This window comes from Streptomyces sp. NPDC033270, from assembly GCF_055576575.1.
Window position 1 is genome coordinate 108,052 of the sequence record NZ_JBVIRA010000009.1, and the last position, 24,838, is coordinate 132,889.

19 protein-coding genes are annotated in these 24,838 nt (G+C 73.6%); 10 read left to right on the forward strand and 9 right to left on the reverse strand.

Features of this window, described 5'->3' with window-relative positions:
• Position 1 precedes the first annotated feature (1 nt).
• Genes ACZ5XZ_RS15455 through ACZ5XZ_RS15485 form a run of 7 tightly spaced genes read left to right on the forward strand, consistent with a single transcriptional unit; the run spans position 2 to position 8,409 of the window.
• A complete protein-coding gene (locus ACZ5XZ_RS15455; RefSeq protein WP_468978017.1) occupies positions 2 to 808 on the forward strand; it encodes an alpha/beta fold hydrolase in 807 nt (268 codons plus the stop codon).
• On the forward strand, positions 805 to 2,067 hold the full coding sequence (locus ACZ5XZ_RS15460) for a glycosyltransferase (RefSeq protein ID WP_468978019.1): 1,263 nt from the start codon (positions 805 to 807) through the stop codon (positions 2,065 to 2,067). Before ACZ5XZ_RS15455 ends, ACZ5XZ_RS15460 begins: the two co-directional genes overlap by 4 nt.
• Before the next feature lie 5 nt (positions 2,068 to 2,072).
• The gene (locus ACZ5XZ_RS15465; RefSeq protein WP_468978020.1) at positions 2,073 to 3,947 is read left to right on the forward strand and encodes a methyltransferase domain-containing protein; all 1,875 of its coding nucleotides are present in this window, start codon (positions 2,073 to 2,075) and stop codon (positions 3,945 to 3,947) included.
• Positions 3,944 to 4,936, forward strand: coding sequence for a galactokinase (locus ACZ5XZ_RS15470; protein WP_468978022.1), 993 nt, complete (start codon positions 3,944 to 3,946; stop codon positions 4,934 to 4,936). The genes ACZ5XZ_RS15465 and ACZ5XZ_RS15470 overlap by 4 nt, the downstream gene beginning before the upstream one ends.
• Positions 4,933 to 6,087, forward strand: coding sequence for an alkaline phosphatase family protein (locus ACZ5XZ_RS15475; protein WP_468978024.1), 1,155 nt, complete (start codon positions 4,933 to 4,935; stop codon positions 6,085 to 6,087). Before ACZ5XZ_RS15470 ends, ACZ5XZ_RS15475 begins: the two co-directional genes overlap by 4 nt.
• 22 nt (positions 6,088 to 6,109) lie before the next feature.
• Entirely contained in the window at positions 6,110 to 7,375 is a 1,266-nt protein-coding gene (locus ACZ5XZ_RS15480) for an MFS transporter (RefSeq protein ID WP_468978026.1), read from the forward strand.
• Positions 7,372 to 8,409 carry a TolB family protein gene (locus tag ACZ5XZ_RS15485; RefSeq protein WP_468978028.1) on the forward strand — a complete coding sequence of 346 codons (1,038 nt, stop codon included), beginning with the start codon at positions 7,372 to 7,374 and terminating at the stop codon, positions 8,407 to 8,409. Before ACZ5XZ_RS15480 ends, ACZ5XZ_RS15485 begins: the two co-directional genes overlap by 4 nt.
• A gap of 22 nt (positions 8,410 to 8,431) precedes the next feature.
• Here the strand turns inward: ACZ5XZ_RS15485 and lysX are convergent, their stop codons facing one another.
• Both lysX and ACZ5XZ_RS15495 read right to left on the reverse strand, forming a co-directional pair.
• On the reverse strand, positions 8,432 to 11,749 hold the full coding sequence (gene lysX / locus ACZ5XZ_RS15490; protein WP_468978031.1) for a bifunctional lysylphosphatidylglycerol synthetase/lysine--tRNA ligase LysX: 3,318 nt from the start codon (positions 11,747 to 11,749) through the stop codon (positions 8,432 to 8,434).
• A complete protein-coding gene (locus ACZ5XZ_RS15495; protein WP_468978032.1) occupies positions 11,746 to 12,678 on the reverse strand; it encodes an Ig-like domain-containing protein in 933 nt (310 codons plus the stop codon). The genes lysX and ACZ5XZ_RS15495 overlap by 4 nt, the downstream gene beginning before the upstream one ends.
• A gap of 241 nt (positions 12,679 to 12,919) precedes the next feature.
• Between ACZ5XZ_RS15495 and ACZ5XZ_RS15500 the strand changes: the two genes are divergently transcribed.
• Positions 12,920 to 13,114 (forward strand): hypothetical protein, encoded by a 195-nt coding sequence (locus tag ACZ5XZ_RS15500; protein WP_362924940.1) that lies wholly within the window; start codon positions 12,920 to 12,922, stop codon positions 13,112 to 13,114.
• 81 nt (positions 13,115 to 13,195) lie between these two features.
• Here the strand turns inward: ACZ5XZ_RS15500 and ACZ5XZ_RS15505 are convergent, their stop codons facing one another.
• The 6 genes from ACZ5XZ_RS15505 to xylB form a co-directional block, all read right to left on the reverse strand.
• Entirely contained in the window at positions 13,196 to 14,440 is a 1,245-nt protein-coding gene (locus tag ACZ5XZ_RS15505) for a phosphodiester glycosidase family protein (RefSeq protein WP_468978034.1), read from the reverse strand.
• Between the two features lie 94 nt (positions 14,441 to 14,534).
• Positions 14,535 to 15,167 (reverse strand): N-acetylmuramoyl-L-alanine amidase, encoded by a 633-nt coding sequence (locus tag ACZ5XZ_RS15510; RefSeq protein ID WP_468978036.1) that lies wholly within the window; start codon positions 15,165 to 15,167, stop codon positions 14,535 to 14,537.
• Between the two features lie 241 nt (positions 15,168 to 15,408).
• Positions 15,409 to 16,824 (reverse strand): family 2B encapsulin nanocompartment shell protein, encoded by a 1,416-nt coding sequence (locus ACZ5XZ_RS15515; RefSeq protein WP_468978038.1) that lies wholly within the window; start codon positions 16,822 to 16,824, stop codon positions 15,409 to 15,411.
• Positions 16,825 to 16,935: 111 nt separating this feature from the next.
• Positions 16,936 to 18,348, reverse strand: coding sequence for a family 2B encapsulin nanocompartment shell protein (locus tag ACZ5XZ_RS15520; protein WP_468978226.1), 1,413 nt, complete (start codon positions 18,346 to 18,348; stop codon positions 16,936 to 16,938).
• 163 nt (positions 18,349 to 18,511) lie between these two features.
• A complete protein-coding gene (locus ACZ5XZ_RS15525) occupies positions 18,512 to 19,801 on the reverse strand; it encodes an ROK family protein (protein WP_468978039.1) in 1,290 nt (429 codons plus the stop codon).
• A 162-nt stretch (positions 19,802 to 19,963) separates the two neighbouring features.
• On the reverse strand, positions 19,964 to 21,394 hold the full coding sequence (gene xylB / locus ACZ5XZ_RS15530; RefSeq protein WP_468978041.1) for a xylulokinase: 1,431 nt from the start codon (positions 21,392 to 21,394) through the stop codon (positions 19,964 to 19,966).
• A 126-nt stretch (positions 21,395 to 21,520) separates the two neighbouring features.
• On the opposite strand from xylB, the gene xylA reads away from it, so the two are divergent.
• Entirely contained in the window at positions 21,521 to 22,684 is a 1,164-nt protein-coding gene (xylA, locus tag ACZ5XZ_RS15535) for a xylose isomerase (RefSeq protein ID WP_468978043.1), read from the forward strand.
• Positions 22,685 to 22,727: 43 nt separating this feature from the next.
• Here xylA and ACZ5XZ_RS15540 read toward each other — a convergent pair whose 3' ends face one another.
• Positions 22,728 to 23,693 carry an acetylxylan esterase gene (locus tag ACZ5XZ_RS15540; RefSeq protein ID WP_468978045.1) on the reverse strand — a complete coding sequence of 322 codons (966 nt, stop codon included), beginning with the start codon at positions 23,691 to 23,693 and terminating at the stop codon, positions 22,728 to 22,730.
• Between the two features lie 135 nt (positions 23,694 to 23,828).
• On the opposite strand from ACZ5XZ_RS15540, the gene ACZ5XZ_RS15545 reads away from it, so the two are divergent.
• Positions 23,829 to 24,689: a hypothetical protein gene (locus tag ACZ5XZ_RS15545; RefSeq protein ID WP_468978048.1), complete on the forward strand. Its 861-nt coding sequence runs from the start codon at positions 23,829 to 23,831 to the stop codon at positions 24,687 to 24,689.
• The last annotated feature ends 149 nt before the right edge of the window (positions 24,690 to 24,838 follow it).

The window sequence follows — 24,838 nt, forward strand, 5'->3', positions numbered from 1 at the left end:
CATGGCCCACACCGACGCGGGCGGACTGCGCCTGCACACCCAACGGCTGCCGGCCCGGGGCGCCGGCTCCCGGCCCGGCGGACCCACCGTCGTCTGCCTCCACGGGCTGGTGATGGACAACCTGTCGAGCTTCTACTGCACCCTGGCCGGCCCGCTCTGCCACGCCGGACACGAGGTGCTCCTCTACGACCAGCGCGGGCACGGCCGCAGCGAACGCCCGCCCACCGGCTACGACCGGGACACCGCGGCGGCCGACCTCATCGCGCTGCTCGCCGCCGTCGGGCCCGACCTCGGCCCGGTCCATCTGATCGGCAACAGCCATGGAGGCGCCGTGGCCCTGCACACCGCGCTCCTGCGGCCCGACCTCGTCGCCTCGCTCGTGCTGATCGACGCCCAGCTGACCGGCGACTGGGTCGAGGAGATGACCGACACCCTCACCGCCGCCGCCCTCGGCCTCGAAGACGGCCGTATGACCGAGCAGCTCGCCGCGCTCGGGCGGCGCAAGGAGGCCCGGCTGACCGCCGGCGCGGACGCCCTGCTCAACCACACCACGCTGATCGAGGACATCGCGGCCGCCGGTGCCTTCACCGCCGGCGACTTCGCCCGGCTGCGCCGCCCGGTCCTCGCCGTCTACGGGGAGAAGTCCGAACTCCTCCCAGGAGCAAGGGAGTTGGCGGCCATCGCGCCCGACTGCGAGCTGTGTGTGCTGCCGGACGTGGGGCACACGGTGCTCAAGGAGGCCACCGAAGGGCTGTGCCACGCCGTACTGGGGCGGCTGCGCGTACGGGCCGGGGCGGTGGCCGGATGAGAGTCCTCTTCGTCGTCCCGCCGCTCGCCGGGCACGTCAACCCCACGCTCGCCGTGGCCGCCGAGCTCACCGCACGCGGACACCAGGTCGCCTGGACCGGCCCCGCCGCGGCCCTGGCGACCCTGCTCCCGGCCGGCGCCCGGCTGTACTCGGCGGGAGACCGGGGCGCGGCAGACGGCTATGACGTACTGCACCGGCGATGGCGCGATCTGCGCGGTGTCGCGGCGCTGCGCTTCCTGTGGGAGGAGGCGCTGGTCCCGCTCGCCCACGCGATGCTGCCCGGGGTGCACGCCGCCGTCGAAGCCTTCACGCCCGATGTGCTGGTGGCCGACCAACAGGCCTTCGCCGGACCCCTGGTGGCGCGCCGGCACGGCCTGCCCTGGGTGACCTCGGCGACCACCTCGGCGGAGTTCACCAGGCCGTTCGACGGCTTCCCGAAGGTGGGGGAGTGGGTGGCGCGGCGCCTCGCTGGCCTGCTCGCCGACTGCGGCGCACCCGCCGGCTGGGACCCGCGCTTCTCGCCCCATCTGGTGCTGGTGTTCTCGACGCCCGAGTTGGTGGGGGAGGGGGGCTGGTCAGGGGCGGGCGAGGGGGTGGGGGCGGGGGCCGAAAAGTGGGGCCCGCACTACGCCTTCGTAGGCCCCGCCTTCGGCCCCCGCCCGCCCGCCGCCGACTTCCCCTGGCGTCGGCTGGATCCCGGACGCGCCCGCGTACTGGTCTCCCTGGGCACGCTCAACCGCGAGGCCGGGGCCCGCTTCTACCCCGCGGTGCTGCGCGCCGCGGCCGCCCTCGCCGACCGCGTGCAGCTGATCCTGGCCGCCCCCGGCGACCTCGCCGGGGACCTCCCGCCGAACGTGCTGCACCAGGAGTACGTCCCCCAGCTCCAACTGCTCCCGCACCTCGACGCCGTGCTGTGCCACGGCGGCCACAACACCGTGTGCGAGGCGCTCGCGTACGGGCTGCCGCTGGTCGTGGCGCCGGTCCGCGACGATCAGCCGATCGTGGCGCGCCAGGTGACCGAGGCCGGCGCGGGCGTACGGGTGCGCTTCGGCCGGGCCCGTACCGACGAGCTGCGACAGGCCCTGACGGCCGTGCTCGACGACCCGGCCCACCGCGGCGCGGCCCGCCGCATCCAGGCGTCCTTCGCGGCGGCGGGCGGTGCCACCGCCGCGGCCGACCGCCTGGAGAAGCTGCCGCTCGGCCCCGGCACGTACCCCATCGGCACCGACCACCGCACCGCGTCCGAGAAGGAGTCGTGAGGCAGATGGCACCAGCACAACGTTTCCGTGCCGGTACCCGCACCGCGGCGGCCGCCACGGCGCTGGCCCTGGCCGCGGGCACCGTACGCGCCCGCCGCCGGCTCGCCGTGCTGCCCCTGCTCGACGCGGCGGCCGAACCGTACGACACCGCGCGGCCACCGCTCGCGGGCTGGCAGCTGATCACCGCGCCCGGCGTCACGGCCGACGAGGCGACCCTGCGCGCCGCCGTCGCCCATGCCGCACACGAAGGGCTGCGCGTGCTGGACCTGATCCCGGCGCGGCTCGACGCCGAGAGCGCCCTCGGCCTGCTCCGGCTGCTCGACCCCGCGGCGCACCGCAAGGACCGGGGAGCGCCCGGGCACGGCGCGGGCCACGCCGTGCTGGTGGCCGACGAGGTCCACCGCCGCGCCCAGCTCCCCGGCCGGCTCGCCGAGGCGCCACCGCGCTCCGCCGCCGACCTCCTCCGCCTCCTCGCCGAGCTCAAGGAGTACGCCCCCGACGCCACCGGCTGGGCCATCGCCCCCGGTCTGGCGGCGCCGCCCCCCGACCCCGGCCGGCGCGCCGAGGAGCTCCGCGCCCGCGGCCTGCCCCCCGTCCTGCTGTCGGCCGGCCAGCTCGCCGGTCTCGCGCTGCTGCTCAAGTGCCTTTACTCCGCGCCGCGTTGGGGAGCGGCGGCGGCCGCGCTGTACTGGCTCCAGCCCGCGCTGGTCGCCGCCCCCGCCCGTCGGCTGCGGCCCGCCGGCCTGGCCCGCACCACCGCGGCACGTCCGCTGCGGGCGGTGTCCACCGCCCTGCACACCTTGCGGACACCGCCCGCTAAGGCGCCCGGCGCGGACGACGCCCCGGCGCGCCGCGCCGCGTACACCGCCGAACTCGCCGACGGCACCGACCGGTTCTTCGAGCCGCGACGCACCGACTGCCCCTGGTGCTCGGCACCCGATCCGGTCGTCCGGGTCCGCATGCCCGACCTGCTGCAGGGCAAGCCCGGCCGCTTCACCCTCGAAGAGTGCCGGCGCTGCGGCCACGTCTTCCAAAACCCCCGGCTCACCGTGGACGGGCTCGACTTCTACTACCGCGACTTCTACGAGGGGCTCGGCGGTGAGGGCGCCGCCCTGATCCTGGGCCGGATGAACGGCACCTACCGGGCCCGCGCCGAACTGCTCAAACCCTTCACCACCCCCAGGGCCTGGCTCGACGTCGGCACGGCAGCGGGACACTTCTGCAACGCCGCCCGCGACGTATGGCCCACCACCCGCTTCGACGGGCTGGACATGGGCGCCGGAGTGCATGAGGCCGAGCGCCGGGGCTGGATCACCGCCGCGTACCAGGGCCAGTTCCCCGCCCTCGCCGACCGGCTCACCGGCCGCTACGACACCGTGAGCATGCACCACTACCTCGAACACACCCGGGACCCCTTCGCCGAGCTCGACGCGGCCGGCAAGGTCCTGGCCCCCGGAGGGCATCTGCTCATCGAGCTGCCCGACCCCACGTCCCGTATCGCCCGGCTGCTCGGCTCCCACTGGCTGCCCTGGTTCCAGCCCCAGCACCAGCATCTGATCCCGGCCGGCAACCTCAAACAGGCCCTGGCGGAGCGGGGGTTCACCATCCTCGCCGAGCAGCACGGCGCCGCCCACCAGGCGAACGCCGACTTCATCGGCGCCGTCGCCCTCACCGCCAACCGGCTCGCCCCCGATCCGCGCGCCCCCTGGGCCACCGCCCCCGCCACCCCGGGCCGTCGCGCCGCCCACAGCGCCGTACAGGCCCTGGCCCTGCCCTGCTACGGCGCCGCGGCCGCCCTCGACGCCCTGCGCACCGCGGTCGCCCGGGTAACCGACGGCGGCAACGCCTACCGGCTGCTCGCCCGCAAGGAACTGGGGTGAGAGCCGTGGACCTGGCCCGGCGCCCGGCGGCCGACCCCGTGCTGCGGCTGCTCGCCCACGGCTTCACCATGGCCAACGGGCGCCCGCCCGAGGTGGTCTGGCGGGCCCCGTACGCCTTCCACCTCTCCGGCCGCGCCGTCCACCCCGGCCCGGTGCGCGGTGGCGGCGCGCCACCGGCCGACTGGGTCGCGGCGGCCAACTGGCACCTCGCGGTGGCCGTCGCCCCGCGCGCCGACGGGATGCTGCACTGCGGCTCGCTCAACCACCCGGCCGAGAGCGCCGTGCTCCCGCTGACCGGCCCGGCCGCCCCCGCCCCCCGCTGGGCGGCCCGCCCGTACGCGGCGCTGCGCGCGCTCGCCGCCGCCGGGATCGGCCACGGCGGCGCCGATCTGCAGCTGAACGCCACCCTGCCCGACTCGGTGGGGCTGCCCGTCGCCGAACCGCTGGAGTGCGCCCTCGCCCTGGCCGTCGCGGACGCCTGCGCCGGTCCGGGCGTCCGCCCGCCCACCCGGGCACAGCTGGCGGAACTCCTGGGCTCCGCCGTGCCCGGTGATGACGCGCTGCGCCGGGCCGTGCTCTTCGCCCGGGCCGGCCACCTCCTCGCGGCCGACGGCAGCACCCACCGGCCGCTCGCGGCCCCCGGTGGCGGCCCGGACCCCTGCCTGCTGCTGGTGGCGGTCCGTACGGCCGGTACCGAATGCCGGAGCCAGGACGGCGGCGCCACCGCCGGCGCCCTGGTGATCCGCGAGGCGCTGCGCGCCGGCGCCCGGTCCGCCTGGTGGCCCGGGCGCCGGCCGGGCCGCAGCGTGCTGCTGCTGATGCCCCTGGACCGGCGCGCGGCGGTCCGGGCCGAGGTGGCCGGCGCCTTCGGCCGCTGCGGGCTGCCCGTGCCGCGCTTCCTGCGGATCGCCGTCGCGGACGCGGCCCGCCGCGAGGACCGACGACCCCCACCCCCCACACCCCCCGACCAGGAGAGTGAGACCCGATGAAACCCCGACCCAACCGCCTGCGCAGAGCGCTCGCCGCGGCTCTCGGCGCGCTCGGTCTGATCGCGGTCGCCACCACCGCCGAGGCCCGTGTCGGCACCGGCGCCGCGCTGCCGTCCTACGACCACGTCGTGATCGTCGTCTTCGAGAACAAGCAGTACGGCGAGATCATCGGCAGCGCCAACGCCCCCTACATCAACCAACTCGCCCAGGGCGGCGCCAGCCTGACCGGCATGAAGGCGCTCACCCACCCCAGCCAGCCGAACTACTTCAACCTCTTCTCCGGCGCCACCCAGGGCATCACCGGCGACGGCTGCTACACCGCCCAGTCGATGGACGCCCCCAACCTCGGCCAGGAACTGATCGCCGCCGGCAAGACCTTCGCCAGCTACAACGAGGGCCTGCCCGGCGAGGGCTCCACGACCTGCACCAGCGGCCGCTACGCGCAGAAGCACAACCCGTGGTTCGCCTTCAAGAACGTGCCGGTGGGCACCGGCAAGACCTTCGCCCAGTTCCCCAAGGACGACTTCACCCAGCTCCCGACGCTGTCCTTCGTCGTCCCCGACATGTGCAACGACATGCACGACTGCGCCGTCGGCAGCGGCGACACCTGGGTCAAGAACAACCTCGCCTCCTACGCCGAGTGGGCCAGGACCCACAACAGCCTGCTCGTGCTCACCTGGGACGAGGACAACTACCTGGGCTCCAACCAGATCGCGACCGTCTTCCACGGCGCCCACGTCAAACAGGGCGGCGTCGGCGGCGCCTACAACCACTACAACCTGCTGCGGACCTTCGAGGACATGTACGGCACCGGGCACGCCGGCAACGCCGCCACCGCCACGCCCGTCACCGAGGTGTTCGACACCGGCGGCACCCAGCCGCCCGACGGCGACCTCAAGCTCGCCACCCCCGGCCCGCAGACCTGCCGCTTCAACCAGCCCTGCACCCTCCAGCTGACCGCCTCCGGCGGCAAGGCCCCGATCGGCTACCGCGCCACCGGACTGCCACTGGGCCTGACCACCGACACGGCCGGCGGCCGCATCACCGGCAAGCCCTGGCAGACCGGCACCTTCCAGATCACCGCCACCGCCACCGACGCCGCGAACGCCACCGCCACGGCCCGCTTCCCGCTCACCGTCAACTGGTTCTGACCCACGGCACGAGGAGACGTCCGTGTACCTCTCGTCCAGCCGCGCCGCCGACGCCTCGGCGGGTGTCGCCCGCCACCGGCCGGCCTTCCTGCGGGGCGCCGTCGCCGGCAACGTCGTCGCCCTCGGGCTGGTCAGCATGGTCACGGACGTCTCCTCGGAGATGGTCGCCGCCGTCCTGCCGCTGTACCTGGTCGCCGGCCTGGGCATGTCCCCGCTCGCCTTCGGCCTGCTCGACGGCGTCTACCAGGGCGTCACCGCGCTGGTACGGCTCGCCGGCTCCTACGCCGCCGACCGCACCCGGCGCCGCAAGCTCGTCGCGGCCACCGGCTACACCCTCTCCGCGGTCTGCAAACTCGGCCTGCTCGCCGTCACCACCCCCTGGGCGGTCGGCGCCGTCCTGGCCGCCGACCGCACCGGCAAGGGCCTGCGCAGCGCCCCGCGCGATGCCCTGATCTCGCTGTCCACCACCCCCGCGCAACAGGGCCGCGCCTTCGGCGTGCACCGCACCCTGGACACCGCCGGCGCCCTGCTCGGCCCGCTCGCCGCCTTCGCCGTGCTGTGGGCCGCCCGGGACGGCTATGACGCGGTCTTCCAGGTCAGCTTCTGCTGCGCCGCGTTCGGCGTGCTGCTGCTCGCCCTGTACGTCCGCGAACCGCGCCCGGACGCGGCCGAACGCCGGGCGCCGGCACCACGCCCCGGCGCCCTACGGGTGCTGCGCACGCTGGCCGCCACCCCCGGCCTGTCCCGGCTGAGCCTGGCCGCGGTCCTGCTCGGCGCCACCACCATCAGCGACGCCTTCCTGTACCTGGTGCTGCAGGAGCGCCGGCACCTCGACGCCCAGTGGTTCCCGCTGCTGCCGGTCGGCACCGCGGCCGCCTTCCTGCTGCTGGCGCTCCCCGTAGGCCGCCTGGCCGACCGCGCGGGACGCCTGCGCGTCTTCCTCGCCGGCCATGGCGCCCTGCTCGCCGCCTACCTGCTGCTGCTCACCCCGCTCAGCGCCCAACTCCCCGCCACGTTCGCCTTGTTCGTGCTACTGGGGGTCTTCTACGCGGCGACCGACGGGGTGCTGATGGCGGCCGCCGCCCCCCTGCTGCCGCCGAACCTGCGGGCCAGTGGACTGGCCCTGGTCCAAACCGGCCAGGCCGTGGGCCGCTTCGCCGCCGCGGTCCTCTTCGGCGCCGCCTGGACCGCCGCCGGCCCCGTCACCGCGCTGGCCGCGGCGGCCGGCTGCCTGGCCGCCGCCGTCGCGCTCGGCGCCCTGTTCCTCGGCAGAAAGGCCTCCCCATGACGCCGGTCTTCTCGCGGCCCGCACACCGGCGGACCCTGGTGCTCCTCGCGGTCACCGTCCTGCTCGCCACGGCCGCCGTCGTCGCGGTCGGCCGGGCCGCCGGCCGGGCCGCCGAGCGCGACCACGACCGGGCGGGCCAACCCGCCGTGCGGCAGGGCGGCTTCGGCCTCGGCGGGCCCGGGCGCCTGATCTTCCGGAACCTGGCGTGGGGGCCGCAGCGCGACCACCTCGCCGCCGTACCGCTGAGCGACCCCGGCGCCGTCCGCACGGCCGGTCCCGACGACTGTCTGCGCTTCCACGCCGCCGCCGGCACCGGTGTCTGCCTACGGGCCACCGGGGGAGTGGTGCCCGGCCACGAGGCCGTGGTCCTGGACGCGCGGTTGAAGGCCGTCCGGCACTTCCCGGTGCCCGGCATTCCCACCCGCGCCCGGGTCTCGCCCAGCGGCCGGCTCGTCGCCTGGACGGTGTTCGTCAGCGGCGACTCCTACGCGGGCGGCGCCTTCTCCACCCGTACCGCCCTCTACGACACCCGGACCCACACCCTCCACGACAGCCTGGAGGACTTCACCGTCCGGATCGGCGGGCGCCGCCACGAGGCCGTCGACCACAACTTCTGGGGCGTCACCTTCGCCGCCGACGACACCACCTTCTACGCCACCCTCGGCACCGGGGGCCGCACCTACCTGGTCCGCGGCGACCTGAACCGCCGCACTCTGACCGCCGTGCGCGAGAACGCCGAATGCCCCTCGCTCTCCCCGGACGGCACCCGGATCGCCTTCAAGAAGCGGGTCCGGCCCAAGGGCGCCGACGCCCCCTGGCGGCTGTACGTCCTGGATCTGCGCAGCGGACGCGAGTGGCCGCTCGCCGAGCGGGCGAGCGTCGACGACCAGGCGCTGTGGAGGGACGGCCGCACTGTGCTGTACGCCCTTCCCGGGGACTACGGCGCCGACCTGTGGCAGGTGCCGGCGAACGGCGAAGGCCACCCCCGAAAGGTGGTGGCCTCCGCCGTCTCGCCCGCTGTGACCGGGCCGTGAGCGCGCTCCTGGACGGTCCGCCTCAGCGCCGCCGCACCAGCGGGAACGGCAGCGTCTCGCGGATCGACAGACCGGTCAGGAACATCACCAGCCGGTCCACGCCGATGCCCAGACCACCGGTCGGCGGCATCGCGTACTCAAGGGCCTGCAGGAAGTCCTCGTCCAGCTCCATCGCCTCCGGGTCCCCGCCGGCCGCCAGCAGCGACTGCGCGGTGAGCCGCCGGCGCTGCTCGACGGGGTCGGTCAGCTCCGAGTAGGCGGTGCCCAGTTCGGTGCCGAACGCGACCAGGTCCCAGCGCTCGGCGAGCCGCGGATCCTTGCGGTGCTGCCGGGTCAGCGGCGAGACGTCGGTGGGGAAGTCCTTGTAGAACGTGGGGAGCTGGGTCTTCTCCTCCACCAGCCGCTCGTACATCTCCAGCACGATGTCCCCGCGGCCCATCTCCGGCTTCACCGGTACCGAGGCGGCACCGCACAGCCGGCGCAGCCGGTCCGGTTCGGTGTCCGCGTCGACCTCCTCGCCGAGCGCCTCGGAGATCGCGCCGTAGACGGTCTTGACCGGCCAGATCCCCGAGATGTCGTGCTCGACCAGCCGGCCGCTCGCATCCGCCTTACGGGCCGTGGCGCTGCCGAACGCGGCGACCGCCGCACCCTGGATCAGCTCCCGGGTCAGGTCGAGCATCACGTCGTAGTCGGCGAACGCCTGGTAGGCCTCCAGCATCGTGAACTCGGGGTTGTGCTTGTAGGAGATGCCCTCGTTGCGGAAGGTCCGCCCCATCTCGAAGACCTTCTCCATACCGCCCACGCACAGCCGCTTGAGGTACAGCTCCGGCGCGATGCGCAGATACAGGTCGAGGTCGTAGGCGTTGATGTGGGTGTGGAACGGGCGGGCGTTGGCGCCGCCGTGGATCTGCTGCAGCATCGGCGTCTCGACCTCGAGGTAACCGCGGTCGATCAGACCCTGGCGCAGCGCCTGCACGGCCGTGCTGCGGGCCCGTACGTTCTCCCGCGCGTCCGTCGAGACGACCAGGTCCACATAGCGCTGGCGGACCTTGGCCTCGGGGTCGGACAGCCCGCGCCGCTTGTCCGGCAGCGGACGAAGGCACTTGGCCGTCAGTCGCCACTGGGTCACGAACACGGTCAGCTCACCGCGGTCGCTGCTGCCGACCTCGCCCTCGGCCTCGACATGGTCACCGAGGTCGATGTCCGAGCCGAAGCGGTCCAGCAGCTCCTTGCCGCTGCCGTCCCGGGTCAGCGCGATCTGCAGATCGCCCGACCAGTCCCGCAGCACCGCGAAGAGCACGCCGCCGTGGTCACGGGTGAGCAGCACCCGTCCGGCGACGCTGACCGACTTGCCGGTGCGCGCACCGGCCGCGAGGTCGGGGTACTCGTCGCGGACCTGGCCCAGGGTGTGCGTACGCTCCACGCCCACCGGATAGGGGTCGGTGCCGTTCTCCCGCAGCCGCTCCAGCTTGCGGTGGCGCACCCGTACCTGCTCGGGCAGCGCGGCCAGCTCCTGCGCGCGCTGCTCCTCCTCGGTGGCCGGTGCCGTCCGCACCAGGCCCAGCTCGTCCAGCGACGGCAGACCGGCCGTGCTCGCCGGGGCCAGCACCCGCTTCTTGTGGCCCTTGCCCCACAGCTTGCCCAGGCTCGGTACGGCCACGAAGCCCTCGGCGATACCGGAGGCCAGACCGATACGGGCCAGCGCGCCGGCGTCCGCGTAGCACAGGAAGCGCGGGTACCACTCGGGGTTGTACTTGGCGTTGGAGCGGTAGAGCGCCTCCAGCTGCCACCACTTGGAGAAGAACAGCAGCAGCCGGCGCCAGAACTTCAGCACCGGTCCGGCACCGATCCGCGCGCCCTCCTCGAAGGCGGAGCGGAACACCGCGAAGTTCAGCGAGATCCGGCGCACGCCCATCGCCCCGGCCTGGGCGCACAGCTGGGCGACCATGAACTCCATCACGCCGTTGGGCGCGGTGCGGTCACGGCGCATCACGTCCAGCGAGATGCCGTCGCCGCCCCAGGGGACGAACGACAGCAGCGCGATCATGTTGCCGTCGCCGTCGAACGCCTCGGCCAGCAGACAGTCCCCGTCCTCGGGGTCGCCCAGCCGGTCCAGCGCCATCGAGAAGCCGCGTTCGGTCTCGGTGTCGCGCCAGGCGTCCGCCCGGTGGATGACCTGCTGCATCTCCTCGTCGGTCAGCGCGGAGTGGCGCCGTACCCGGAAGGTCGCGCCGGCCCGCTCGACGCGGTTGACGGCCTGGCGGGTGACCCGCATCTCGCGGCCGTCCAGGTCGAAGTCCTTCACGTGCAGGATGGCCTCGTCGCCCAGCTGCAGCGCACCGAGCCCGCAGCGGGCGAACGCCTTGGCGCCGCTCTCGCTGGCGCCCATGACGGCCGGCTGCCAGCCGTACCGCCCGGCGACCTCCAGCCACGCCTCGATCGCCTGGGTCCAGGCCTCGCGGTCACCGACCGGGTCACCGCTTGCCAGGCAGACACCGGCCTCGACGCGGTAGGTGACGGCGGCCTTGCCGCTGGGGGAGAAGACCACGGCCTTGTCGCGGCGGGTGGCGAAGTAGCCGAGCGAGTCCTGGCTGCCGTAGCGGTTCAGCAGCGCCCGGATGCGGGCCTCCTCGTCGCCGTGCAGCGCGGCCTCCATCCGCTGCGAACGGAAGAGCGTGGCCGCCGCGTTCAGCAGCGCCAGCGCACCGAGCAGTTCCAGGACGGTGCTGATCCAGTGCGGCGGATGGCCCTCGACCAGATGGCCGCCGACCAGCCCGCCGCAGACGCGGTTGGCGACCCACAGCAGGCGGTTGCCGCCGCCGGCCTCCAGCGTGCCCGGAGCCAGCGTCACCAGCCCCCAGCCGATCAGCACCGCGACCGCCAGTCCGGCGGCCAGTACCCCGAGGGCGCGCAGGAACGCGCCCCGCCGGGTGATCGCGTAGAACTCGCGGTGCGCGACGAGCAGCAGCACCAGCGCACCGGTGCACAGCACCAGCGAGAAGGCGAACTCCGCGTACCCCGCGGCCAGGAACAGCGCGTCGGCCAGGACGACCAGCACCATGTAGGCCACGACGAACCACAGCGCCACGCGTTTGCGCGCGGTCATCGCCGCGCCCAACAGGAAGAGGAACACCGCGTAGGCGAAGTTGGGCGCCACTGGGATCGTGAGCGTGTCCAGCCAGTAGATCACCGGGTGGAGCGCGCGCCGCAGGGGCCCGATCAGCGCCGTCAGGGCACAGAAGAGCCCCAGCACGCTGAAGATGATGGCGAAGCCATTGGGGACGCGCCGCCGAAAGCGCCGCCACCCCGTGAGTTGATCCTGGTCCTGCACGGTGCTCATTCCGTCACACTAGGCTCTGAAAGGGGTCTACTGCTCGACGCGAGGGCGCTCGTTTCGCCGCCGGCGGGAACACCGGCACTCCAGTCTCCGATCCCGATCGTCCTCTCGTCTTTCCCTCGCACGGAGGATGCGGTGACCACGACGGGGTCACCCACGTGGACCTTGCCACAAACCCGCGCCGCGGCCGAGTCGGCGCAAGTCCGGCCGATGGTGAAGTTCAGGTCATAGTCCGTCGCGAAGTAGCGTCCGCCGCCGGAGTCCACGCCGCTCAGCTCCGCCCGCAGCGTGATCCGGGTCCCCGGTTTCGAGGGCCGCGCGGGCCGCCAGGCCACCTGGTCCTTGCCGCTGTCGTCCCTGCCCCAGTCCCAGGAACCCGAAGCGCGGTCGTCGGAGGTGACGCTCAGGCCCCGCAGCACCGCTTCCCGGTCGGTCACCGGGAAGTCGAAGGTGACCGTGATCGGCCGGCCGGCGCCGACCACGGAGCCCTGCCGGCCGGGATCGACCACCAGCTTGTTGAGCTTGGCCGCCTTCGCCGTGGTGAGCGACTCCTTGGTCGTGCCGGCGCCGCCCCGCGCGTTCCTCGTCCTCGCGACCAGGGAGTACTTGGTCTCCGGCGCGGCCTTCTCGCTCGACGTCCAGACGGACCCGCCGTCCCCGAGCCCGCCGGGCAGCCGCCGGCCCCTGGGATCGGTGAGCGTCACCTCGGTCAGCACCCCGCCCTCGGCGGTCACCTGCAGGGTGTCGCCGGCCTGGACGGTTCTGGTGCCGCTCGCCGCGCCCAGCGTCACCTTCACCGGGTCGCCCTTGGACGCCGACGCCGCTATGCCCCCGCACCAGGTGAACACACCGACGCCGATCACCGGGATCAGCAGAAGCGCGACACACAGCGGCCAGGGCGGCCGGCGGCGGGGGGAGGGGGTCTGGCTCATGCGGGCTTTCCGTCTGCGGTGTGGGTGGGGCGGCGATGACAGGCCCTAAGACGGCCGATCCGCATACTCCGTTGCGGGGAGTGACGTGATCCACGTCACGCCACGGGGTGCCGCCGCCCGCCGTGACCCACGGTGATCACCCCAATGGAGCATCGGGCCTCGAACCGGACATACCTCTGAATACGCCAAACTGGCCACTCCTGCCGTCCGTTCGGGCGGCGGTCGAGGAGGTGTGCGTCCCGTGGCTGTTTCCATCTCGGTCGTGCTGCTGCTGGTGATCCTCACGGTGATCTTCCTGCGCAGCGGAAAACTCAAGTTCTCGCACGCCCTGGTGTGCGCACTGCTGGGCTTCTATCTGGCGAGCAGCAGCCTCGCCCCGGACATCCACCAGGGGCTCGCCGGTGCCGCCGACATGGTGAGCAGCGTCCGCCCGTGACCGCGGCGGCCCACCGCGGCGGCCCGGATCGCCGGGCGGGCCCGACCGCCGCCGGGCCCCGGCCGGCCGGTCGCCCACCGCTCACCCGAGGGAGAAGACCCCGACGGCGTTCGGCACCGGCCGCTCCGCGCCGCCCGACGGGTGGTTGCGTACCACGACCCGGCCGAAGCCGTCGCCGGTCACCAGCGTCGAGGAGCCACCGCCGTCCAGGTTCATCGCGTCGCGGGCACCCAGCTGCTCCATCAGCTCGGCCAGCTCCCGCACCGTCAGCCCGGTCGGCCCCTGCCCCGGCGCCCCGTCCAGCGCCATCAGATACAGCTGCCGGCCACCGGGCCCGATCCCCGCGGACGTCCGCACCGCCACCGTCACGGCGTCCAGACCCGCCACCGGCTCGGCGTCCCGCACGATCGGGAAGCCGCCCACCGCGAACCGCAGCGGGACCGGCTGCTGCCCGACGAGGCGGTAGCCGACCGTCACCGGCTCGCCGACATGCAGCGTGCGCAGCTGCCGCGCCCCCTCCTCCCGGCCCACCAGCACCACGCTCCCCGCCGCCACCCCGCCGGTGCCCGGCCGGGCGTCCAGCGCCGACACCCTGCCGTACCGGACCGTCACCTCCGCGGTCTGCGCAGTGCACGGCGCGGTCCGGTCGGTGTCCGTACCGCAGGTGGCCCGTACCCGGGACGCCGGGCCCCACCGCGCGGTGTACGCGCCGATGCCGTCCACCGGCAGCGCGTACTGGTTCAGCCCGCGCAGCGGCAGCACCCCTCCAGGGGTGAGCACCGCGCCGCGCAGCGTGAGCCGGTCCAGCCGCGCCCGGCGGTCGTAGCCGACACCGATGACGTCCTCGGTGGTCGCGCCGGGCGGCATGACCGGACCGAACCGCTGCCCGCCCGGTACCGCGGCCTTGAGCTGCCGCCCCGACGCCACCGCAGGGCCCACCGGGGCGCCGGTCGCCTCCACGCCCGGATGCTGGGTCTCGGTGATGTGGAAGAAGTCGCCGTTGACGGCCGCCACCGCGCCGCGCGCCGCGGCCAGTTGGGACACCGGCGCCCGGGCGCCGACCACCCCCGGATACAGCAGATCGACCGCGACCCGCGGATCGGCCAGGTCGACCGTCAGCAGATGCCCGTGCACGACCCCGCGCGGCACCGTCACCAGGAACTCGCCGTACGAAACGCCGGGCGCCACCGCCACGGCGTCGAAGCCCTGCACGGTGGTGGTGGCGGCGGTGGCCGGAGACCCGCCGGCCAGCCCGCCGCCCGCGAGCACACCCCACGCCACCAGCACCGTCAGCACCGCGCGAACCCGGCCGAATCGCTGCTTCACGAGCCCCCCTGACGTCGCGCCAACCGTCCCAGGTACCGAAGACGTTCACTTCCGCGTCGCGCATCGCGCCCAATCGCCGAAACCGAGTGCGTCGTCACCCGGCGCGCCGCCAGGAGGCCTCGACGACCAGCTCCATGTAGCGCGCCCAGTCCCAGAACTCGCCCGGGTCGTGGTGGTCGCTGCCGGGCACCTCCACATGGCCGACGATGTGCGCGCGGTCCAGCGGGATCCGGTAGCGGGCGCAGACCGCGGCGGTGAGCCGGGCGGACCGCTCGTACAGCACGTCGGTGAACCAGGTCGGGTCGTCGATCCAGCCCTCGTGCTCGATACCGATGCTGCGGGTGTTGTAGCCCCAGTTGCCGGCGTGCCAGGCGACGTTGCGTTCCTTGACGCACTGGGCGAGATGACCGTCGGCGGACCGTACGACATAGTGTGCGGCCGCCTTGTGCGCGGGGTCCTGGAAGAGCCTGAGGGTGTCCTCGTAGGTCTCCTGCGTCACATGCACCACGACCATGTTGATCGGATACTGCGTGGGGCGGTTGGCGGCGGTGAAGTTGGCCGGGCTCGCCGGGACCCACTGGACGGGGGGATAGCCGCCGCCGCGCGGTGCCCGCCCGCGCGGGTCTGCCGCGGCGGTCGTGAGGGGAGCGAGCGCGGCCGAGGCGGCGAGTGCGGCGGCACCGGTGATCAGGCGCCGGCGGGCCGGGCGGGAAGGATCGTGCGCCATGTGAACTCCTGACAGGGACCGAGGGGGAAGGTCGCGTACATGTCACGCACATCTGTACGTTCATCATGCGCAAGAGGGCATTCCCTGCCAAGGGCGTAGCCGTTTCGCCAATGGCTCGGCCAAAGGCGAAACGGCGAGGTCAGGAGCCGGGCATATGACCTGATCAGTCGTCACCCGGGTGCCGCGCCGCCACCCTGACGGCCAATCACCGGCGCGGCACCCCGGACGGCAGCCGTCGCCGTCAGTGACCGATCTCCACGTCCTCCAGGATTCCCAGCGCGTCCGGCACCAGCACCGCCGCCGAATAGTAGGCGCTGACCAGGTAATTGATGACGGCCTGGTCGTTGATGCCCATGAAGCGCACCGACAGGCTGGGCTGGTACTCGTCGGGGATACCGGTCTGGTGCAGCCCGATCACCCCCTGGTTCTCCTCGCCGACCCGCAGCGCCAGAATCGAGCTGGTCTGGTCCGGGTTGATCGGGATCTTGTTGCAGGGCAGCAGCGGGATACCCCGCCAGGAACGCACCGCCGCGCCCTCGAACTCGACGGTGCTGGGGTAGATGCCCCGCGCGTTCCACTCCCGCCCGATCGCGGCGATGGTGCGCGGATGCGCCAGCAGGAACTGCGTCTTACGGCGCCGCGAGATCAGCTCGTCCAGGTCGTCGGGGGTGGGCGGGCCGCTGCGGGTGTGGATGCGCTGCTTGAGGTCGGCGTTGTGCAGCAGCCCGAACTCGCGGTTGTTGACCATCTCGTGTTCCTGGCGCTCGCGCAGCGCCTCCACGGTCAGCCGCAGCTGCTGGTCCAGCTGGTTCATCGGGCCGTTGTAGAGGTCCGCGACGCGCGAGTGCACCTTCAACACGGTCTGTGCGACGCTGAGTTCGTACTCGCGCGGCGCCGTGTCGTAGTCGGCGAAGGTGCCGGGCAGGAGCGGTTCACCGACATGGCCGGCGGCCAGCTCGATGGCCGCCTCACCGTGCTTGTTCTGCGCCGGCACCAGCGCCGCACGGAACTCCTCGACATGGGCGCGCAGCGGCTCCGACTCCGCCAGCACCGCCTCGAAGTCGCTGCGGTACAGGGTCAGCGCGGTCACCCGGGTCACCGCCTGCACGGAGTGCTCCCACTCCGCGTCCGGCGACACCAGGGCCGCCGCGCCGATGGCATCACCGTCGGCGATCGTGCCCAGGGTCGTGTCCTCGCCGTACTTGCCGGTGCCCGTCCGGTCCAGCTTGCCGTGCGCGATCAGGATGACCCGGTCGGTCGGCCCTCCCTTGCGGACCAGCACATCGCCGGGGGCGAACTCCCGCTGGACGAACCGGCCGGCCAGCGCCTCCAGCGTCGCGCTGTCGTCGAAGCCGCGCAGCGGCGCCAGTTCGCGCAACTCCGCGGGGATCACCCGCACTTCGGTGCCGGTCGAGACGAACTCGATCCGGCCGTCGCCGAGGGTGTGCGTGAGTCGGCGGTTGACGCGGTACGTACCGCCGGAGACCTGGGTCCAGGGCAGGACGCGCAGCAGCCAGCGGGAGGAGATCCCCTGCATCTGCGGCGGCGTCTTGGTCGTGGTCGCCAGCTTGCGGGCCGCCGAGGTGTCCAGGCTGGAACGGTTCTGCTCGCTCCCGGAAGGCTGCGGGCCGGACGTCGGGTCCACCGATGTGGTCATGGAGAAGGCTCACCTGTTCTGTGGGATGCGGTGCGTACGTGGCGTGCTGCCGTGGCGCCGGGGCGGGGATGCGGGCCGCCCAGGGCGCGCGGTCTCTTTCCGCGCGTCTGCTCAGTGGCCGATCTGCACGTCCTCGAGGACGCCCAGCGCGTCGGGCACGAGAATTGCCGCCGAATAGTAGGCGCTGACGAGGTACTTGATGACTGCCCGGTCGTCGAGGCCCATGAAGCGCACCGAAAGGCTCGGCTCGTATTCATCAGGAATTCCGGTCTGGTGCAGACCGACCACGCCCTGATTCTCCTCGCCGGTACGCAGCAGCAGAATGGAACTGGTCCGCTCCTTCGTCACCGGAATCTTGTTGCACGGGAAGATCGGCACCCCGCGCCAGGACGGCAGCGAGTGCCCCATAAAGTCCACCGCGGTCGGATACAGCCCGCGAGCACTGCATTCCCGGCCGATCGCGGCGATCGTCTGCGGGTGGGCGAGCAGAAAGCCCGGGTCCTTCCAGACCGTCGCGAGCAGCTCGTCGAGATCGTCCGGGGTGGGCGGGCCGCTGCGGGTGTGGATGCGCTGCTTGAGGTCGGCGTTGTGCAGCAGCCCGAACTCGGGGTTGTTGATCAGCTCGCTCTCCTGGCGCTCGCGCAGCGCCTGGATCGTGAGCTTCAGCTGCTCCTCGACCTGGTTCATCGGGTCGCTGTAGAGGTCACCGACCCGGCTGTGGGCGCGCAGCACCGTCTGGGCGACGCTGAGTTCGTACTCCCGCGGCGCCAGGTCGTAGTCGACGAACGTGCCGGGCAGCGCGGGTTCGCCGTGGTGTCCGGAGGCGACCGAGACCGCGGACTCGCCGCTGTCGTTCGTCGGGTGCGCCGGGTCCGCCACGCCCGCGGCCAGATGGTCGCGCAGCTCGGGGGAGCGGTCGACGACCTCCTGCGCGGCCTGCCGCGACAGCGCCAGGACGGTCACCCGGGTCACCGCGCGATAGCTGAACTGCCAGGTCCCCTCGGTGGCGGCCAGCGGCCCGTCACCGAGGTGGTCGCCGCCGGCCAGCGCCTCGAGCGCGGTCTCCTCGCCGTATTTGCCGCTGCCGATGCGGTCCACCCGGCCGTGCACGATCAGCACCAGCCGGTCGTCCGGCGTGCTGGCCTCGGCGATCAGCTCGCCGGGCGCGTAGGCGTGCTGGGTGAATCGCTCGCCGAGCGCCGCGAGGACCTCGGTATCGGTGAATTGCCGCAGGGCGGGCAGCTCGCGCAGCTCATCGGGGATCACCGAGACGTCGGAGCCGCTGCTGGCGAAATCGATGCGTCCGTCACCGAGGGTGTAGGTCAGCCGGCGGTTGACGCGGTAGGTGCCGCCGGATACCTGCACCCAGGGCAGCAGTCGCAGCAGCCAGCGGGACGTGATGCCCTGCATCTGCGGCGGGGTCTTGGTGGTGGTCGCCAAATTCCGTGCGGCGGTGGTACTCAGGCTGGAATTCGGGGCGTTTTCCGCACTGCCGTGCAGCGATTCGTCGGCAATCGTCACAATGCGACCTATCTCCTCGAAGGGTGCGATGCGGCCGCCCCGAAACCCTCCGTCACGACAGTTCCGCGGCAGCCCGCCGAACCGACCGTAGTCGGGCGCTTTTTATCGGCACAATCGCTCGATGGAGTGGCATGGAAATCCCTTTCGATGGAAAGGTTTAGGCGATTCAGCCCCGGGGAGAGTGTGCCGGGGCGCGGAAGTTGAGGGGATCGTCGAGCACGGCCTGGAGGGCGGCGTGTGCCGCACCGAGCAGGGGGCCGTCCGCGCCCAGCCGCGACACCGTCACCTTCGGCCCGCCAGCGCGCGACGGATCCGCCGCGACCGCCGTGCGCAGCGCCAACTCCCGCTCCAGGGACGGCAGGACCCAAGGCGCCAGCCCGGCCAGCGCGCCGCCCAGGACCACCGCCTGGGGATCGAGCAGGTTCACCGCCCCCGCAAGCGCGATCCCGAGCGCCGTCCCCGCCTCGCGCAGTGCCCGTACGGTGGCCGCGTCCCCGTCGGCGGCCCGGCGCGCCAGCATCGCCACACGCGCCCCAGGCCCCGGATGCGCGGCCGCCGCCCCCTCGGGCGTGATCCCGGCCGCGCGCAGTACGGCCTGTTCGCCCGCGTACAGCTCCAGGCATCCGCGCCCGCCGCAGTCGCAGCGGCGACCGTCCGGATACACCGGGACGTGCCCCAGCTCACCCGCGAACCCCCGCGCCCCCCGCAGCAGTTGACCGCCCACCACCACCGCGCCACCGATCCCGATCTCCGCCGAGACATGCACGAAGTCCGCGGGGGCTCCCGGGAGTTCGGCGCCGTCGCCGCCCCACCGCAGCTCGGCCAGCGCACCCAGGTTCGCCTCGTTCTCCACGGTCAGCGGGATGCCGTCGAAGCCGTGCCCCGGGGCCGCCGCCGAGGCCAGCTCCGGCGTCAGATCGGCCGCCCGCCAGCCGAGGTTGGGTGCGTGCACCACGGTCGTCGAGCCCCGGGCCACCAGGCCGGGCACCGCGACGGCCAGCCCCGCCGGCCGCAGCCCCTCCGCCGCGATCCGCGCGGTCACCTCCGTGAGCAGCGCGGACAGCCGCCGCAGCACCGGCCCGGGCTCGCTCTGCCGGTTCGCCGCGTCGGCCGCCACCCGCGCCCGCACCCGGCCGCGCAGATCGACCGCGCACACCGCCAGATGGTCGACGCCTATCTCGGCCCCGAGCCCGGCCGGACCATGGGCGCTCACCGCCAGTTCGCTGCCGGGCCGCCCCCGCCCGCTGGGCGCCGCCCGCCCCGCCTCCACCAGCAGCCCGGACCGCAGCAGCTCCTCCACGAGCGGGGCCACGCCCGCCCGGGTGAGCCCGATCCGCGCCGCGACCGCCGACCGGGACAGCGGCCCCTGCGCGGCCACGGCCCGGAGCACCCGGGCGAGATTGCGGCGGCGGATGGCGTGGGGGGTGTCGGGGGTGGGCGGGGGTGCGGCGGGCATGGCGAGCTCCTCGATGTCGGGCCCCCGCCCCCCACCCCCCGTCTCCTGCCCTCCCCCCTACGGGGGGAGGGCAGGAGGGGGGCGGGGGAGGGCGTGTGGGTGGGGTGAGGGGGGCGGCAAAACCCCCGAACCCCGCCGATTTCACCAGTCCGGCCGAACCGCCTACCCCCGCAGCAGTGCCTCGCCGTGCGCCAGCGTCGCCCGGATCCGCTCCCAGGCGGCCGCGTCGCGCTCCTGCGCCTCGTACTCCGCGCCGCGGGCCGTACCCCAGCGGCGCGCCACCGCCGCCGGGTCCTCGCCCAGCAGCAGTCCCGCCGCCTGCGCCGCGGCACCGAGCGCGACCAACTCCTGCGCCTCGGGCACCACCACCGGGCGCCCGGACAGCCGTCGCACGGTCTCCCGCCAGGCCCGGCCCTTCGCCCCGCCGCCGATCAGCAGCAGCGGTACCTCCGCCGCGATGTTCCCGTCGAGCACCCGGTCCAGCGCCTCCAGCAGCGCGAACACCGCGCCGTCGTAGGCGGCCTGCAGCAGCTGGCCGGCCGTGGTCTCGTGCCGCAGCCCGTGCACCAGGCCCGACGCTCCGGGCAGATTCGGGGTCCGCTCGCCGTCGAGGAACGGCAGCATCACCACCTCGCCACCCGCCTCCACGGCCTCCCGGTCGCGGCCCAGCAGCGCCGCCACCCGGTCCACGGCGAGCGTGCAGTTCAGGGTGCAGGCCAACGGCAGCCAGTCGCCGCGGGCATCGGCGAAGCCCGCCACGACGCCGGTCGGATCGGTGGGCCGCTGGGCCGAGACCGCATAGACCGTCCCCGAGGTGCCCAGGCTCAGCACCGGCTGCCCCGGGCGCAGCCCCAGGCCGAGCGCCGCCGCCATGTTGTCGCCGGTCCCGGCGGCCACCAGCGCACCGTGCGGCAGCGGCAGGTCGTCGGCGTGCACGGTCCCGGCGGCCTCCCCCGGGAGGGCCACCCGCGGCAGCGCCTTCGGGTCCAGCCCGACGTGCGCGAGGATGTCCGCGTCGTACGACCCGGTCGACGACGCCCACCAGCCGGTGCCCGACGCATCGCCGCGGTCGGTGACGGCCTGGCCGGTCAGCCGCTCGACGAGGTAGTCGTGCGGCAGCCGCACCGCGGCGGTGCCGGCGGCCGCCGAAGGCTCGTTGGCCTGCAGCCAGGCCCATTTGGCCACCGTGAACGCCGGCGTCGGCACGCTCCCGATCCGGTCCGCCCAGGCCTTCGCCCCGCCCCGCTCCGCGATCAGCCGCTCGCTCTGCGCCGCCGGGCGTACGTCGTTCCACAAGATCGCCGGGCGCACCGGCTCACCGGCCGCGTCCAGCGTCACCAGCCCGTGCTGCTGCCCGCCGACGGACACCGCCGAGGCCTGCCGCGCCGCGTCGCCGCACTGCGTCAGCGCCTCGCCCAGCGCCTGCCACCACTGCCGCGGGTCGCTCTGCCGGCCCTCGCCGCCGCTGACCGTGTGCGGCGCCTGTCCCCGGGCGATGACCACACCGGTCTCCGCGTCCACGACCAGCGCCTTGGTGGACTGCGTCGAGCTGTCCACCCCGGCGACGAGCGGTCCCGCTGCCTGTGCGCCCATCGTGCACTCTCCCTTGGCGCCCGTATCCCATGGTCTGTGTCCAGGGGGTTCCCCGGTGTGCTGCCGCATATTAGTTTGACCGCGGAATTTGTAAAGTGCGTTGACGAAATGACCGAGGGAGTCGCGATGCGCCACCAGCCCGTGCCCGAGGACAAGTTCACCTTCGGCCTGTGGACGGTCGGCTGGCAGGGCCGCGACCCGTTCGGCGACCCCACCCGGAGCGCCCTGGACCCCGTCGAATCCGTCCACCGCCTCGCCGCTCTCGGCGCGTACGGCATCACCTTCCACGACGACGACCTGATCCCCTCCGGCGCCGGCGACATCGAGCGCGCGGCCGCCGTCACGCGCTTCCGGCAGGCACTGGACGCCACCGGACTCGTCGTCCCGATGGCGACCACCAACCTCTTCACCCACCCCGTCTTCAAGGACGGCGCCTTCACCGCCAACGACCGCGGCGTCCGCCGCTACGCCCTGCGCAAGACGCTGCGGAACATCGACCTCGCCGCCGAGCTGGGAGCCCGTACCTACGTCGCGTGGGGCGGGCGCGAAGGCGCGGAGTCCGGCGCCGCCAAGGACGTACGAGCCGCCCTGGACCGGATGAAGGAGGCCTTCGACCTCCTCGGCCAGTACGTCGTCGAGCAGGGCTACGACCTGCGGTTCGCCATCGAGCCCAAGCCCAACGAACCACGCGGCGACATCCTGCTGCCCACCGTCGGCCACGCCCTGGCCTTCATCGAACGGCTGGAGCGTCCCGAGCTCTACGGCGTCAACCCGGAGGTCGGGCACGAGCAGATGGCCGGACTGAACTTCCCGCACGGCATCGCCCAGGCGCTGTGGGCGGGCAAGCTCTTCCATATCGACCTCAACGGCCAGAACGGGATCAAGTACGACCAGGACCTCCGCTTCGGCGCGGGCGATCTGCGGTCCGCCTTCTGGCTGGTCGACCTCCTGGAGACGGCCGGCTACGACGGTCCGCGGCACTTCGACTTCAAGCCGCCGCGCACCGAGGACCTGGACGGCGTCTGGGTCTCGGCGGCCGGCTGTATGCGCAACTACCTGATCCTCAAGGAGCGCGCGGCGGCCTTCCGCGCCGCCCCGGCCGTCCAGGAGGCGCTGCGCGCCGCCCGCCTCGACCAGCTGGCCCGCCCCACGGCCGAGGACGGCCTGGCCGGGCTGCTCGCCGATGCGACCGCCTACGAGACCTTCGATCCCGCGGCGGCCGCGGCCCGGGGGATGGCCTTCGAGCAGCTGGACCAGCTGGCGCTGGAGCATCTGCTGGGCACGGCCTGAGGCGGCGGCCGCGGCGCTCGCCCCGCCGCGGCCGGCCGTACCGTCAGCCGAGCAGTTTGCGCGCGTAGGCGATCTCCGCGACCCGCTGTTCTCCGCCGCCGCCCTCATGGGCGTTGAACCGCCACACCTTCAGTTCCTTCTCGCCCGCGTAGTGGTGGTACGCGGCGAAGCCGGTCGACGGCGGGACCACCGCGTCGCGCAGTGCCGTGCCGAAGAGCGCGGGGGCGCTGGCCCGGGTCGCGAAGTTCAGGCCGTCGAAGTGGTCCAGGGTGTGCAGGGCGGCGTCGATATGGCCGCGGGCGCCCGCGAAGTAGCGGGTGAGTTCGCCGTACGGGCCCTCGTCCGTGATGTCGATCGCGCGCCGGATGTGCGTCAGGAACGGCACGTCGATCAGCGCGCCGGCCAGACCGGGGACCAGTCCGGTCATCGCCAGGGCGAGGGCGCCGCCCTGGCTGCGGCCGGCGACCACGATCCGGTCGGCGTCCACTTCGTCGTGGCCGCGGGCCGCCTCCACGGCCCGGACGGCGTCGGTGAACAGCCGCCGGTAGTAGTAGTCGTCCGGGTCGAGCAGGCCCTGGGTCATTTTGCCGGGTACTCCCGGATTGCCGTAGCCGGCCGGGTCGGGGGTGTCGCCGGGGCGGTCGGGGCCGCTCTGGCCCCGGGAGTCCATCACCAGCGTGGCGTACCCCGCGGACGGCCACAGCAGCCAGTCGTGCGGCAGCAGCCGGCCGCCCCCGTAGCCGAGGTACTGCACGACGCACGGCAGCGGCCCGGCACCGGCGCGCGGCGTCAGGAACCAGCCGCGGATGCGGTGCCCGCCGAAGCCGGAGAACGCGGCGTCGTAGCAGCGCAGCAGGGGCAGTCCGGGGTTGATCTCGGTGAAGCGCGCGTCGAGGTCATGGGCACGGGCCTCGTCCAGGGTGCGCTGCCAGAACGCGTCGAAGCCGGCCGGTTCGGGAAGCGGTGGGCGGTAGCTGCGCAGCTCGTCCAGGGGCAGGTCGGTGAACACGAGAAACCTCCGGGCCGTAGGGTGGCTAGCCCCCTGTCGCCAACGGTGCCCACGGAGCGGACATTTCAGACCCGGAATGTTCCAGGTTGGTCACCGAGTCCCTCAAAACCCCGTAAAGAAGCGATCATCTCCGCTATGAGTTTTCCTCCGCCTCCGCCGTCGAACCAGCCGCAACCGCCGAACCAGCCGCCCCACAACAACCCGGGCGGATTCGGCCCGCCGGCGGGCGGCTACGGCCCCGGTGGTCAGGCCCAGGGCGGATACGGTCCCGGTGGCTACCCCCCGCCCCCGGGCGGCAACCAGGCCCCCGGTGGCTACGGCCCGCCGGCCGGCGGCTACGGCCCTCCGGGAGCGGGCGGCCCGTCCGGGCCCGGTGGCTGGCAGCAGCCGCCCGGCCCGCCCGGAGGCGGCGGCAACGGCAAGGTCATCGCGGCGATCATCGGGGCCGGTGTGGTCGCGCTGGCCGCCGTCGTCACCTTCGTCGTGATCGCCAACGACGATGACGACGACAACAACCGCGCCCGGCCGTCGTCCAGTTCGAGCGCGAGCGCCACGCCCTCCGACAGCGCGTCCCCCTCCGCGTCCCCCTCGCCCTCCGAGTCCTCCAGCGGCACGGACTACGGGAGCACGCCCACGCCCACCAGCAGCACGATCCCCTTCTACCTGCTGAAGGTCGGCGACTGCTACGACCTCCCGAAGGGCGGCGGCGGCAACAACGACGCGGCCTCCTGCGACGGCCCGCACGACGCCGAGGTCGTCACCACCCACCGCCTCGGCACCGGCCTGACCACCGAATCCGAGATCAAGGGCAAGGCGTCCGCGCTGTGCCGCAACGAGCTGGAGCGCAAGGCGGCCCGGCAGCCCGCCGGCACCGCCGAGGGCACCTACGTCCAGTACCCCTCGCTCAAGGGCTACAAGTTCGGCATCAAGTCCGTCAGCTGCAGCCTGATGGGCAACCGGACCGGCACCAAGAAGCTCACCAAGCCGCTGTCCTGAACCGGACGGCCACCTGCGTCGTCGGCATCCCGCCGTCCAGGAGACGGCCCTGAGCGACGGCCCTGAGCGTCGAACGCGTCGGGGCCGTCGGTCGTGCCGAAGCCGTTGCCCCCCCACGACGGGCGGGGTGCGGCGGTCGCCGACCGCGA